We start from the raw sequence: 14,294 nt of genomic DNA on the forward strand, positions 1-14,294 counted from the left end.
GAGCTGCCTCCCCTGATACATTACCGGGATTTATGACAGGGTCCTGGAAATCAGCCGATCCGCCCCCATGGCCGTCGGCCTCCCCCGGTGCCCCGAGGGATGCGGCCATGTGCTTCCAAGCCCCTTTTTTTACGCCCCGAATCAGAACACAGGACGATGGATATGGATATGACGGTTCTTACGGAGACAGTGTCTCCTTATCTTGCCCCGGTAAAATCAGCCCTTGAACGCATTGCCGAAACAGTTGCCGCGGCCATTCCCGCCCTTGCCCCCTACAAAGAGGCCCTCTGGTGGATGATCCCCGCAAGCGCGGTGATTCTCATCCTCTTCCTCCTGGTGGTAAGAGCGGCCCTCAAGGCCCCGAAAAAACAGCCCGGCATGCCTGCGGAAGCCACCCCTTCCCCTGCCGAACCAGCAGCCACGGCAAAACCGGAACCCCAGGCAGCGCCCAAAGCCTCGGCCCCCAAACCCGCGGCAGCTCCCGAGCCTGTCCCCGAGGGAACCAGGGTGATGAAGAGCCTCAAGAGCGGCCTGTCCAAAACCCGCAACGCCCTTTCAAGCGGCGTGGACGCCCTGTTTAAGGGGGGACGCGTCCTGGACGACGACCTCCTCGAAGAGCTGGAAGAGCTCCTCATCACCTCCGACGTGGGCGTGCGCACCACCATGGAAATCATCGAGACCCTCTCGGAAAAAGCCTCGGAGATCTCCAACTCCGCCGAGCTGAAAGCAGCCCTCAAGGCCCTGCTCCTGGAACGCATCTCCTTTGATGTGCCCCCTGAAGAGACCATGAAAAAGCCCCACGTCATGATGGTCGTGGGGGTCAACGGCGTGGGCAAGACCACCACCATCGGCAAGCTGGCCACCCGCTTTGTCCGCGAAGGCAAAAAAGTGATCATCGTGGCAGGGGACACCTTCCGTGCTGCCGCCTCGGAGCAGCTCACCGTCTGGGCAGACCGCTCCGGCGCGGACATCGTGCGCCACAAGGACAACTCTGACCCGGCTGCCGTGGCCTTTGACGGGGTCCAGGCCGCCGTGTCACGAAACGCCGACATCGTCATCATCGACACCGCAGGGCGCCTCCACACCAAAAAGAACCTCATGGAAGAGCTCAAGAAAATCCGGCGCAGCGTCTCCAAAACCATCGAGGACGCCCCCCACGAGACCCTCATGGTGGTGGACGCCACCACCGGCCAGAACGCCCTCACCCAGGCCCAACTCTTCCACGAAGCCGTGGGCATCGACGGCGTGGCCCTCACCAAACTCGACGGAACGGCCAAGGGCGGCATCGTCATCGGTATCACCAGCACCCTGGGCGTGCCCCTGAAGTACATCGGCATCGGGGAACAGGCCGACGACCTGCGCCCCTTTGACGCCGAAGAGTTTGCCGACGCCTTGCTGTAGCAAAAAATGCCTCCGGCGGCCCTGCCGGGGGCCAAACCTTTGAAAAGTTTGACAAACAGGTCAAAATAAATATTGAAAACGATGTTGATATATGAGACTTCGTGGGTTTGTTTTTAGCGCTGGATCAAAGGAATAAAGCGGCACGCTTTTTTCAAAAAGTGACCACAGGCGGCATGAACCACCCAAACCCGGAGCTGGAATGACACCTCTGGACAACCTGTCGACACGCATGGAAGAAGAGCTCCTCAAAGGAGGGGCACGGGGCATTGAGCAGGCAGCCACAGCCCTTGACTCCGGCTACCTGCTCCGGGCCGCCCAGGGCATTCTGGACAGCCCCGGCCCGGTACTCATCACCACCGGATTTCCCGTCTCAGGCACATTTGAGACAGACGGGCCCGTGGGGGCCATTGCCCTCTACCGCGTGCTTGAGTATTTAAACGGATGCCCCGTCTTTGTCGGGGCGCCGCCCCTGTCCACCCTCCTCGGAAAACGCTTTCAGATCACCGAACTGCCCATTGCCACCCCGGAAGAGACCGCACCCCATATCGCAAAGCTCATGGACACCCACCGCCCCGGAGCCGTCGTCTCTGTGGAGCGCCCCGGCGCATCGGCACAGGGCAGCTACCACAACATGCGCGGCTCGGACATCACCGCCCACGCAGCCAAGGTGGACGGCCTCTTTAACAGAGACGACCTCTTCTCCGTGGCCTTTGGCGACGGCGGCAACGAAATCGGCATGGGCAACGTCCTCTCCTCCATCTCAACTCTTCCCATCATCCCCTCGGTGACCCCCTGCCACGAGCTGGTGGTCTCCTCGGTCTCCAACTGGGGCGTCTACGGCGTCATCGCCATGATGGAAGCCCTCACCGGCGAAGAACTCCTCGACCTCTGCGACCCCGCCCCCACCACCCACTGGCTGGTGGAAAACGGCTGCGTGGACGGCGTCACCGTCCGCCCCGAACCCACGGAAGACGGGTTTCCCTTAAGCCGAGGCGAAACCCTCATCAAACGATTCCAGTCCTGGGTCGCCCCCTTCAGTACCGAAAGCTATCCCAAAACAGCCTGATCCGCACCCAAACCAAAATCCCCCTGCCGCTTGTGCGACAGGGGGATGCTTGCCTCCGGCGGCCCTGCCGGGGGCCCAACTTTTAAAAAGTTGGACAAACAGGTTTTAAAAACAGATTCAGCGATCTTCATGGCGTTTTCTTATCCATGAAAAGCCCATTACCTAAATTCACGGGCGAAGCCCGTCAGCAAATGTGAAGGGGCGAAGCCCCGGAGCATTTGCGACCATGGGGTCCAGGGGATTTATCCCCTGGCCGCCGGAGGCATGTTTATTCCCATCATCCGTTGCTTTGGAACAACTCTTTTGCCTTGTATGAGCTGCGCACAAAGGGACCGCTGGCCACATCGGCGAAGCCCATGGCAAGGGCTTTTGTTTTCCATGCGTCAAAGGCTTCCGGGGTGACGTAGGTCTCCACGGGAAGATGATCCTTTGAGGGCTGCAGGTACTGACCGATGGTGAGGATGGAGCACCCGGCGGCCAGAAGGTCGGACAAGGTGGCCTCCACCTCGGCGTCGGTCTCCCCCAGGCCCAGCATGATGCCCGACTTCAGCGGCATAGCAGGGGCCGCTTTGGCTGCATACCGAAACACATCCAGGGACCGCTGGTAGATGGCCTGGGGCCGAACCGTATCGTAAAGCCGGGGCACGGTCTCGATGTTGTGGTTGAGCACGTCCGGTTTTGCGTCGATGACGCACTGCAGGTCTTCTTCATTCCCTTGAAAATCCGGGATCAGCACCTCCACATACACCCCGTCAATGGCCTCCCGCAGGGCACGGATGGTGGCCGCAAAGGCCGAGGAACCGCCATCCTCCAGATCGTCCCGGGTCACGGAGGTCACCACCACATAGGATAGTTTGAGCTCTTTGGCCGCCTCGGCAACGCGTCCGGGCTCTTCCGGGTCCGGCGGCAAAGGCTTGCCCCCTGCCACCGCACAAAACCGGCACCCCCGGGTACACACCTCCCCAAGGATCATGAAGGTGGCCGTACGGCTGGAAAAACACTCCCACTGATTTGGGCACTTCGCCTCCTGGCACACCGTATGGAGCGACGACGACCCAATGAGCCGCCTCACCTTCTCGTACTCCGGCGAGGTGGGCAGGCTGCGCCGGAGCCACACCGGTTTTCTCTTTCGCTGATATACCTTGACCTGATCCCGACACACATCCCTGTCCATACCCATCTCCCTTCATCAAAAAGCACAAGCAATGCCTCCGGCGGCCAAGGGCTGCGCCCGTAATAACATCGGAGTTACACAGGCGCATTCGATCACCCCGGAAGGCATCCCTGTATGGCCGAAGGATAACCATTCAGCTCATTCAATGTCGTTTCCACCACTCCTTCGGAAAAAAGCGCCCCAAAGGCCCGCGTCATCTCACTACGTGCAGCGGTCATGCTCACCTTGCAGCCCAGCTCCTGTTCGGCCGTGGTCATGGCAACGGAAAGCCCGCAGGGGTTGATCCATGAAAAAAAGGTAAGGTCCGGGGCCACGTTGAGGGCCAGGCCGTGGAAGGAGACCCCGTGGTTCACCCGGATTCCCACGCTCCCGATCTTGGCGTCTCCCACCCAGACACCGCGGTTTACCGCATCGGACCGGGCAGAGACGCCCAAAGCATCCAGGGTCTCGATCATCACCTGTTCCAGGGACCCCACAAAATCTGCCACGCCCATGTGCGCCTCGTCCAAGTTCACAATGGGGTAGGCCACGAGCTGGCCCGGACCGTGCCAGGTGATGTTGCCACCCCGCTCGGTCTGAACCACGGAGATCCCCTGCTCGTTCAAAAATGCTTCGGAAACAACGATGTTCTCGCGCCCGCCCCGCTTTCCAAGGGTATACACCGTCGGGTGCTCCACCAAGATCACCACATCGTCGTCAAGCTCCCCGGAAAGGCGCATGGACACCAACCGCTTTTGCAGGCCATGCACCTCTTCATAGGCGGTTAACGGCAACTCAAGGATTTTTGCGTTATTCATCACTCGCCCCTCCCACAACCGCATCAAGTCCCCCCCGGCTCCCTTATCCCCTGGAGTGCCACACTCCGGTGCGGCACGGGTCCCGACGGGCGAAAAAGCCGCACAAGAGTGCGGCGCTCCATTTCTATCGATCTTTCACCGTTTATTAGATCACGCCGCTAAACAGGGCCGCGAGTCATAAGCGGGTTCGTTACGCATGTCATAAACATTCAGTATATCGCAGCCCTCACCGCCGGAGGCAGCCCGGTTAAATCGGATAATCAATGCGTTACGACAACGAGCCCTAATCCTTCGAAGCTTGTCGTATTGCTCGTATAAACCATCACCCTATGCTTCGGGCGAAGCCCGAGCCAACTCCGCCTCCGAGGAACGAAGGAAAAAGTGCAAGGGCAATATGCTTTCGAGGTGTTTTCGCTATCGTGGCTTCGCCACCCTCGCCGCCGGAGGCATGTTTTTCGTCCTTCGCCCCTCTGGTTATCCGCAAAGGCACGGCTTTCGAGCCGCAGCGGTTTCGTCTAGGCGCCTGACTTTGCTTCGCGTGGGGGCGTTTTTCAGGAGTTCGGGGGACTCCTTGGCCTCTTTGGCGATGGCTTTCAGGGTATCGATGAAGTTATCGATGTCCTCTTTGGTTTCTGTCTCCGTGGGCTCGATCATGAGGGCGCCGTGCACCACCAGGGGAAAGTAGATGGTGGGGGGATGGAAGCCGTAGTCGATGAGCCGTTTGGCGATGTCCAGAGTGGTGACGCCGTGCTCTTCCTGGCGGGCATCGGAGAAGACGCATTCGTGCATGCAGGTCTTGTCGAAGGCCAGGTGGAAGGTGTCCTTGAGACGCTCCTTGATGTAATTGGCGTTGAGGACGGCGTGGGCGCTGGCCTCTTTGAGCCCTTCGGCTCCCATGGAGAGGATGTAGCTGTAGGCCCTTACCATAACACCGAAGTGGCCGTAGAAGGTCATCATGCGGCCGATGGAGTCAGGATAGTCCGTCACCAGGTGGTAGGTGTCCTTGATCTTTTCCACCCGGGGTACGGGGAGAAAGGGTTCAAGGGTCTTGTTGACGGCCACGGGGCCGGAGCCGGGACCGCCGCCGCCGTGGGGCGTGGAGAAGGTCTTGTGGAGGTTGAAGTGCATGACGTCCACGCCGATGTCGCCCATCTTCACATAGCCCATGATGGCGTTCAGGTTGGCGCCGTCGCCGTAGACCAGGCCACCTTTGTCATGGACGATCTCGCAGATCTCCCGGATGTTCTCCTCAAAGAGCCCCAGGGTGTTGGGGTTGGTTACCATGATGCCTGCGGTGTCTTCGTCCATGAGTTCCCGGACGTCTTCCACCCGCATGATCCCCTCTCCGTTGACGGGCACCGCCACCGGGGTGTAGCCGCAGAGGGCTCCGCTGGCCGGGTTGGTGCCGTGGGCGGTGTCGGGAACCAGCATTTTCGTTCGGACCTGCCCCTTCTTCTTGTGGTAGGCGTAGATCATGAGGATGCCGGTGAGCTCGCCGTGGGCACCGGCCGCGGGCTGGAGGGTCACCGCGTCCATGCCGGTGAGTTCCATGAGAAAGTGCTCCAGGTCGTACATCACCTTCAGCGCCCCTTGGGTCCGCACCTCCGGCAGGAGGGGGTGGGCGTCGGCAAAGCCGGTGAGGTTTGCCTGGCGCTCATTCACCTTGGGGTTGTATTTCATGGTGCAGGACCCCAGGGGATACATGCCGGTATCCACGCCGAAGTTCCAGGTGGACAGACGGGTGTAGTGGCGCACCACTTCCACCTCGGAGAGGTCGGGAAAGTCGGGGCCGTCCCCTGCCAGCTCCCCGTCAAAGGAGACCTCGTCCACATCGCACCTGGCAGACCCCGTAACTGCCCTCTTCTTCCCTTTTTCCCAGAGCAAAGGCTCGTTGAGTATCAGGCCGGAATCGCCTTGTCTGTAGCCGCTCATGCCGTCACCTCCTTGACCAGCTGGTCCAGATCGGTCTTCGAGAGGGTCTCCGTCACGCAGAGGAGATAGTGCCCTTGAAGTTCCGGGTAAAAACGTTCCAGGGGAAGGCCCGCCACCACCATCTTGGCCAGGAGGCGCTCGTAGGTGGCTTCAAACCCTTCCGGGAACTTCACCACAAACTCATTGAAGGTAGGTGATGCAAAGGGAATCTCAATTCCTGCCCCGGCCAGGGCCTTTTTCAGGTACTCGGCTTTGTTGTGGTTGATCTGGGCCAGGCGCCGGAAACCGCTGCCCCCCAGGGAGGCCATGTACATGGCTGCGTTCATGGCGCAGAGGCCGTTGTTGGAACAGATGTTGGAGGTGGCTTTCTCCCGCCGGATATGCTGCTCACGAGCCGCCAGGGTGAGCACGAAGCCCCGCTTGCCGTCTAAGTCCGTGGTGGTCCCCACAAGCCGTCCGGGCAGCTGGCGCATATGGGCTTTGGTGCTGGCCAGAAGGCCCAGGCCGGGCCCGCCGAAGGATTTGGGAATCCCCAGGCTCTGGCCGTCTCCGGCCACGATGTCCACGCCCTGGCTGCCGGGATTTTTCATCAGGCCCCAGGCAATGGCCTCGGTAAAGGAGGCGATCATCACGCCTTTCTGGGCATGGATGACATCGGAAAAGCTCTTCAGGTCTTCCACCACCCCGAAGAAGTTGGGGGACTGAACGGCAACAGCGGCGACATCACCCATGGCCTCAAGGGCTGTCAGGTCGGTGCGCCCTTCCGCTGTATAGGGCACCTCCACCACCTCCACCCCGGCAGGATCCATGTAGGTGCGGATCACCTCCCGGTGAAAGGGATGGCAGAGGGCGGAGACGGCAACCTTCTTGCGTTTTGTCTTTTTCACGGCCATCAACAGGGCCTCGGAGAGTCCTGTGGCACCGTCGTAGTGGGAGGCCGTGGCAACATCCATGCCCAGGAGGCGGGTGACCAGGGTCTGAAACTCGTAGATTCCCTGGAGGGTCCCCTGGCTGATCTCGGGCTGGTAGGGGGTATAGGCCGTTGCAAATTCCGAGCGGGAGAGAAGGTAGGGAACGGACGAAGGAATATGGTGGTTGTAGCTTCCCGCCCCGATGAACACGCGGTATTCACTGGAGGATGCCATGGTGGCGGCCAGGGAATCCATATGGGCATTCAGGTCCCACTCGCTCATGGCCGGGGGAAGGTCCATGGGTTTTGAACTCCTGCACGCGGCAGGAATGGTGTGGAAGAGGTCGTCCACGGTATCGACACCGATGACCTTGAGCATCTCGTGGATGTCTTCCGGGGTATGGGGCAAATAACGCATCGCAAAACTCCTCTTATGCTGAAAAAATCCGGGTAGGGGCACTCCCCCTTCCCATGCACAGCCCGAGCCACGGGATGGCCCGCGCCGTTCATGGGGGTGACACAGTGTTGCCAGCCCCTCAGGCGTCGAAGAGCCCCAGGTACGCAGCTTTGTCGAGCAGCGCCTCCACCTCGGACAGGTCCGCCGGTTTTACGCGGATCAGCCACCCCTGGCCGTAGGGTTCGCTGTTGACCAGGGCCGGGTCGTCTTCAAGGGCTTCGTTGACGGCCACGATCTCACCGCCAATGGGCATGTACAGCTCGGAGACGGCCTTCACCGACTCCACGGTGCCGAACTCCTCGCCCTTGTCAAAGCTGTCCCCCACCTGGGGAAGCTCCACGAACACAATGTCGCCGAGCTGGTCCTGGGCGTAATCCGTGATACCGATGACCACCTCGTCACCCTCGGTCCTGGTCCATTCGTGGTCGGTGGCGTACTTGACATCTTCCGGCAACACAAGCTGACTGATCTCTTTCATGGGGTCTCCTTTGCAGGGTTTGCGTCCTGCCCCGGGCCGACCGACGGGTGACACGGCCGGTCCGGCGAACGGGTTGTCTCATGTGGGTGATATATCCGAGCCAGGGGCCCGGGATCGAGACAGGCTCCGGCGATCCGGAGTCCCGTCATTACAGCATCTCGCGTATGGGGCGCCGTGCGGTGCGTCCGGGGCGGATGTCCGAGACAATCTCCACCGGCACCTTGCGTTTGCCGTGGGTAAGCACCACGGTGGTCCCGGGGGCCAGGGCCCGGGCAAGCTTTACGAACCCGCAGGAGAGCCCTCGCACTTTGGCCCCTTGGGGTAAGGTGTTCGAAACCGACGACACGATGTTCCCGTCCTGGCGTCCCAGGGCCACATCTGTGGTGCAGGTAAGGATGGTACCGATGACCTCCCCATCCTCGGTGAGCACGCAGCTCTCCTCCCCGGCGGGAACCTTCCGTGGGTCAAAGCCTGCAAAGGCAGCGGTATAAAATACCTCCGTAGGGGAAAGCAGCGCGGTATCGCCCCGGAAGCCTTTGGTAAACGCCGTCTTTTCAGCGTTCCAGGGTAAGGCAAAATCCCAGGGGTGGTTGAGGAAGGCCCACCCTCCGATGTCCTGATGGGAAAGGGGGAGCACGGCCCCGGTGCGCAACGAATCCCGGGAGGCGAGGCCACAGGGACGAATGCCTGCGTCTTTTCCGGCTTTAAGAAGGGCCGTCCACACGGCCTCGGTTTTCTCCGGGATCACAAAGAGTTCAAATCCGAATTCACCGGTGTAGCCGGTACGGGAAAGAAGAATGGGCGTGCCGTCGAGGAGCTTGACCTGCCCGGCACGGGGAGCGCGATCGTCAAAGTGACCTTTAAAAGAGAAGTAGGGCATGGAGTCAAAGACCGCTTCGGGGTCCTTGAGGACGGCCCCCAGGATTTTTGCGGCGCCAGGGCCCTGGATATCGATTTTGCCCAGGCTGTCGGTAAGGTCGGTGATGAGGCTCAGGCGCCCGTCTGAAAACCGCTCCAGCTCCATGGCGATGGCACCGCCCATGCCCGCGTTGACGCAGACCATGAAGCGATCGGACGCCATCTTGTAGACCAGGGCATCGTCGATGACATGGCCTTTTTCGTTTAAAAACGCACCGTACACGGCCCTGCCCGGCACCAGGGGCCCCGGATCCTTTCCGATGCAGTGGTCGAGGTCTTTGCTGAAGCACTCCTGGAGCAGGTCGCGAGCCCCCCCGCCGTCCACGAGGATCACGGCCATATGGCTGGTATCAAAGAGCCCGGCAGAGGTGAGCACGGCCATGTGCTCCTCCCGGGTTCCGCCTCCGTACCACAGAGGCATCTCGTAGCCGCCAAAATCGGCCATATTGGCACCATGGTCACAGTGCCAGGCGTGCAGGGGGGTCTTTTTCACCGTCGAATCCATACGCATCTCCTTTCCGGTTGACATCATCGTGACACGGAATCCACCCCGGACAAATGCAATGCAGGGTCAGTAACGAGGAGACATGCTGAGTCAATCGCTGAAACGCCGAGAGAGGAGAAAAATCGAGAGAGGGAAAGGATAAAAGCGTGAAAGGATACAGCGTTAAACCACCTGATGAAACCTGTCCTTTTCTTGAAAACCCGAGACATCATCACCACCTGCCAGAGTTCTCGAAGGCGGCACACCGGCTGAAGGGGAACCACCCTCCTTCCGCCGGAACGCCCCGGACCGCCCGGTGGGTCCGCCCCATGGCGGGCCACCACCTTCTGATTCATTTACAACAATATACAGGGTACCTTCGTCTTACCCCTTGTACACCACAAAGGTTTCAACGGACTGGATATCCTTTACCTTGGAGAGCTCTTCGGTATAAAATTCGAGGAGCCCGTAGCCCTCCTTAAACAGAACCTGAACGATCAGATCGTATCGACCGGTGACAACGCTCACCGACACCACCCCTTTGAGGCGACTGATCTCTTCTCCCTTGTCCACGAGATTGACGTGGCTGATGTTCATCCCCACAATCACCACCCGGTGCCCCCGAAGGGATTCGGGGTTCACAAGGCCGGTTACATCAAGGACGCCCTCATCCTGAAGGCGCCTGACCCTTGCCCGGACCGTGTTTTCGGTGATGGAAAGTTCTTCGGCGATCTTCTTGAAAGAGCGCCGTCCGTCCCGAAGCAGCTTCATGATGGCGATGTGGGTCTCGTCGATGTTCATAGACTCTCGCTTGTCCGTTGTGTTCTTTCGCTCGTCAGTAAACATAATTTTTTCACTTTCTGTCAATAATTTTTTAGAACATTCATGTTTCCAGCAATGATGTTGACTTTTTTTGATGTATTCCCTAATAACACTCAAAGCAACAAATTCAGATTTCCTCAACCGATGCCCCGCGGGCTGAGCCGCTTCCCACCGACCGTTCCCCTCCCCACAGCGGCCTGCACATCCCAGGGATGACAGGAAGCGGGGCATCCGCACCAAGGAGAAAAGGCATGGCAAAACGAATCATCGTTATCGGAGCCGGACCCGGCGGCTATGTGGCTGCCCTGAAAGCCGCGGCCTTAGGCGCCGAGGTTACTGTCGTTGAAAAAGAGGGCGCCGGCGGCACCTGTCTCAACTGGGGATGCATCCCCTCGAAAATCATGAAAACCAGTGCCGACCTGATGGAGAAGATGGCCCAAAGCGAAACCTTCGGGCTTGAACAGGTGGGAGACGTCACCGTGAACATGGCGCGCCTCATGGAGCGCAAGCGCTCGATCATCGCCACCCAGCAGAAGGGCATTCTGGCGCTTTTCCAACGGGCCGGGGTCACCTGGGTCCGCGGTTCGGCCAGAATTACCGGAAAAGGGAGCCTCGCCGTAACCGATGAAAACGGTGAAACCAGCGATCTGTACTGGGATAATCTTATCATCGCCACGGGTACCGTGCCAATGGCCTTGTCAGCCTTTCCCTTCGACGGCAAACGCGTGGTCTCCAGCAACGAGATCCTGAGCCTCTCCGAGGTCCCGGAAAGCATCGCCATCGTGGGCGGGGGTGTCATCGGTTGTGAGTTTGCCTTTATCCTGAACGCCCTGGGGGCCAAGGTCACCCTCATCGAAGGCATGGAGCGGGTCCTGCCCATCGACTCTGTGGACGACGCATGTTCCAAGCTCCTCACCCGGGAGATGAAAAAGAAAAAGATCACCCTCTACACCAACCGCACGGTCACCGGCGTGGACACCACGGGCGAGGGCGCCCGGGTCACCATCGGTCCCTCCCCCTTTGCCGACAGCCCCACGGCCAAAGAAAAGGAGATCCTCACCGAAGAGGTTGCCATGGTGGCCTTCTGCGTGGGCCGCAGCCCCAACTCCTCGGACATCGGCCTGGAGCACACCGGGGTCACCGTGGACGAGCGCGGCTGGATCCGGGTGGACGACGGCATGCGCACCAGCGATCCGTCCATCTACGCCATCGGGGACATCACCGGACCGGAGCGCATCATGCTGGCCCACGTGGCCTCGGCCGAAGGGATGGTGGCCGCCGAAAACATCATGGGCGAGGACCGCACCATGGACTACACGGCCGTGCCCAACGCCATCTTTACCATGCCCGAGGTGGCCTGCACCGGCCTCACCGAAGCCCAGGCCAAAACACAAGGGCTTTCCGTACGCACCGACACCGTCCTCTTCCGCGCCATCGGCAAGGCCCAGGTCCTGGGCGAGCTCGCGGGCCAGGCCTCCATCGTCTCGGAGACAGGCACCGGAAAAGTCCTGGGCGTCCACATCGCAGGCCCCCACGCCACCGACCTCATCGCCGAAGGGACCCTTGCCGTCAACAAAGGGCTCACCGTCACGGACCTGGCCAAAACCATCCACGCCCACCCCACCCTGGCCGAGGCCATGCTGGAAGTCGCGTTAAAAGCGTCCGGCAACGCCCTGCACGGGTAGTCGAAAAACACAAAAAGCATGCCTCCGGCGGCGAGGTGAGCCACCTCGAAAGCTGATTGCCATTGCGCTTCGCCCTTCGTTCCTCAGGGCAAATCGCAATGGCGTTCGCCGCGGGCTGCGCCCGCCACCAAAGCGTGTGACTATACGGGTATTGTCACACGTTCTGTAACGGTGTGGACTCAGTGTCGTAACATTCTCGGAATCAGAATTCATCTGAGCACCTCCGGCGGCAAGGGAGGAGGTGCCACGATAGCGAAAAATCCTTGCCCGTTTCTCCCAAAAACCTAAAGCTTGCGGCCCTTCGCGTCTGTGCTATAGTAAAAAACAGAATTTTTTAAAGTGCATAACACCCAACCTCCAACCAGACGGCGGCCCATGACCCACTCTGCTGAGAGTTTGAAACTGGAGCTCAAATTTTCCGACCGCATCGGCGTCGTGGCCGATCTCACGCGCGAAGTCACGGACAAAGGGCTCAACATCCTGTCCATGGAAGTCATCCAGGACGGAGAAGCCGCCATCGTCTACATCGAACTGACCCGCCCCACAGGCCCCCACCCGTCTCCGGCATCACTGGTCACCGCCTTCCACGGGCTGCCCGGAGCCCTGTCTGTCCGCCTTGTCCGCACCCTCCCCCGGGAGCGCAGGGAAAAACACCACCAGGCCGTCTTTGACGGCGTCTCCGAAGGCATCATCGCCACCAACGAAAAGGGCCTTGTCACCACCATCAACCCCGTGGCCTGCCGCATCCTGGGCCACGACGCGGCCCAGCTCCTCGGCAAAAACATCCGGGACATCAAGCCCGACGGCAACATCCTGCTGGAATGCATGGCCCAGAAACGCCCCTTGAGCCGACGGGAGTCCGTGGTCACCCCCGACGGGCGTGTGGAGTTCTACGCCTCGGCCCAACCCATCCACGATGCAGGGGGACGTTCCGTGGGCACCGTGGTGCTCATGAAGGAACTCAGGGAGGTGCAGAAAATGGCAAGGGAGGTCGCCTCCCCCACCACCGCCAGCTTCAACTGCATCCTGGGCACCAGCCAGGGCATCAAGAACGCCGTGCTGCTGGCCCGGCGCATCGCCCCCACCGACGCCACGGTCTCCGTCCGGGGCGAGAGCGGCACAGGCAAAGAGCTCTTTGCCGGGGCCATCCACTTTGAAAGCGGCCGCACCGGCCCTTTCATCGCCATCAACTGTGCGGCCATGCCCGAGCCCCTCTTAGAGAGCGAACTCTTCGGCTACGCCGAAGGGGCCTTCACCGGGGCCCGGAAAAAGGGCAAGCCCGGCCTCTTTGAGGTGGCCAGCGGGGGAACCCTTTTTCTCGATGAGATCGGTGAGATGCCCCCCGGTCCGCAGGCCAAGATCCTCCGGGTGCTACAGGAGGGCCTGGTCCGGCGCATCGGGGGTACCCGGGAGATCCCCGTGGACACCCGCATCATCACCGCCACCAACAAAAATTTAGAGGAGATGGTCCAGAAACGCCTCTTTCGCGAGGACCTCTACTACCGCATCAACGTGGTCCCCGTGCACATCCCTCCCCTACGCGAGCGCCGGGAGGACATCGGCCTCCTTGCCCCCCATTTCCTCGACCTGCTCACCGAAAAACTCAACAACCCCCGCCAGACAATCTCCGAAGCGGCCATGGAAAAACTCATGGGCCACCACTGGCCGGGAAACGTCCGCGAACTGAAAAACGTCATGGAGCGGGGCGCCATTTTAGGGGACGGCCGCATCGTCAAGCACGCCAACATCCTCTTCAGCCACGAGGCCAACCTTGCCCCCGCAGCCGATGCCGAGTCTCCCGATCCCCAAGGCGGGCTGCGAGAGCTTACCGCCCAGTTTGAGACCGACCTGATCATCCGGGCCCTGAAGGATGCCGGAAGCATCCGTAAAGCCGCCGCTCACCTCAACCTCACCCACACCGCCCTGCTCAACAGGATCAAAAAGTACGGCATCCGCGTGGAAACAAAACAATCCATTGGAACGTATTCGTACCACTAACGCAACATATTGTTTTCAAAGAACAACCGATCCAAATGGAGCTAATACGGTGCGATTTCAAACCATCTTAGCCCTGCCCCCACCACCACCCGGAAGCCCCTCTGCGCTTTTTTCCGGTTCTCCTCTCCCTGGGCTGGCGACGGACGCAACGTCCCTGTTCTCAGGCCTTGCG

The 14,294-nt window shown here is 60.4% G+C and carries 11 protein-coding genes; 4 read left to right on the forward strand and 7 right to left on the reverse strand.

All coding sequences use genetic code 11. From position 1 onward, the window contains the following. The first annotated feature begins 162 nt into the window (after positions 1 to 162). Complete coding sequence (gene ftsY, locus ACOYW2_RS14695) at positions 163 to 1,401, forward strand: signal recognition particle-docking protein FtsY (RefSeq protein WP_482770915.1); 1,239 nt, start codon at positions 163 to 165, stop codon at positions 1,399 to 1,401. 199 nt (positions 1,402 to 1,600) lie between these two features. Next, positions 1,601 to 2,467: a glutamate cyclase domain-containing protein gene (locus ACOYW2_RS14700; protein WP_482770916.1), complete on the forward strand. Its 867-nt coding sequence runs from the start codon at positions 1,601 to 1,603 to the stop codon at positions 2,465 to 2,467. A 277-nt stretch (positions 2,468 to 2,744) separates the two neighbouring features. Here ACOYW2_RS14700 and lipA read toward each other — a convergent pair whose 3' ends face one another. From lipA to ACOYW2_RS14735, 7 genes are all read right to left on the reverse strand, one after another. After that, on the reverse strand, positions 2,745 to 3,641 hold the full coding sequence (gene lipA, locus ACOYW2_RS14705) for a lipoyl synthase (protein WP_482770917.1): 897 nt from the start codon (positions 3,639 to 3,641) through the stop codon (positions 2,745 to 2,747). A gap of 92 nt (positions 3,642 to 3,733) precedes the next feature. Then, positions 3,734 to 4,438: a lipoyl(octanoyl) transferase LipB gene (gene lipB, locus ACOYW2_RS14710; RefSeq protein ID WP_482770918.1), complete on the reverse strand. Its 705-nt coding sequence runs from the start codon at positions 4,436 to 4,438 to the stop codon at positions 3,734 to 3,736. A 474-nt stretch (positions 4,439 to 4,912) separates the two neighbouring features. Continuing rightward, positions 4,913 to 6,370, reverse strand: coding sequence for an aminomethyl-transferring glycine dehydrogenase subunit GcvPB (gene gcvPB / locus ACOYW2_RS14715; RefSeq protein ID WP_482770919.1), 1,458 nt, complete (start codon positions 6,368 to 6,370; stop codon positions 4,913 to 4,915). Continuing rightward, entirely contained in the window at positions 6,367 to 7,698 is a 1,332-nt protein-coding gene (gcvPA, locus tag ACOYW2_RS14720; RefSeq protein ID WP_482770920.1) for an aminomethyl-transferring glycine dehydrogenase subunit GcvPA, read from the reverse strand. The genes gcvPB and gcvPA overlap by 4 nt, the downstream gene beginning before the upstream one ends. Positions 7,699 to 7,816: 118 nt before the next feature. After that, a complete protein-coding gene (gcvH, locus tag ACOYW2_RS14725) occupies positions 7,817 to 8,215 on the reverse strand; it encodes a glycine cleavage system protein GcvH (protein WP_482770921.1) in 399 nt (132 codons plus the stop codon). 148 nt (positions 8,216 to 8,363) lie between these two features. Further along, positions 8,364 to 9,638 carry an aminomethyl transferase family protein gene (locus ACOYW2_RS14730; protein WP_482770922.1) on the reverse strand — a complete coding sequence of 425 codons (1,275 nt, stop codon included), beginning with the start codon at positions 9,636 to 9,638 and terminating at the stop codon, positions 8,364 to 8,366. A 363-nt stretch (positions 9,639 to 10,001) separates the two neighbouring features. Then, positions 10,002 to 10,463 (reverse strand): Lrp/AsnC family transcriptional regulator, encoded by a 462-nt coding sequence (locus tag ACOYW2_RS14735; RefSeq protein WP_482423577.1) that lies wholly within the window; start codon positions 10,461 to 10,463, stop codon positions 10,002 to 10,004. Positions 10,464 to 10,690: 227 nt separating this feature from the next. Between ACOYW2_RS14735 and lpdA the strand changes: the two genes are divergently transcribed. Then, complete coding sequence (gene lpdA / locus ACOYW2_RS14740; RefSeq protein WP_482770923.1) at positions 10,691 to 12,124, forward strand: dihydrolipoyl dehydrogenase; 1,434 nt, start codon at positions 10,691 to 10,693, stop codon at positions 12,122 to 12,124. A gap of 375 nt (positions 12,125 to 12,499) precedes the next feature. Then, positions 12,500 to 14,122, forward strand: a complete 1,623-nt coding sequence (locus ACOYW2_RS14745) for a sigma 54-interacting transcriptional regulator (RefSeq protein WP_482770924.1) — start codon at positions 12,500 to 12,502, stop codon at positions 14,120 to 14,122. Positions 14,123 to 14,294 lie beyond the last annotated feature (172 nt).

Source organism: Desulfoluna sp. CLI2B, assembly GCF_056847375.1.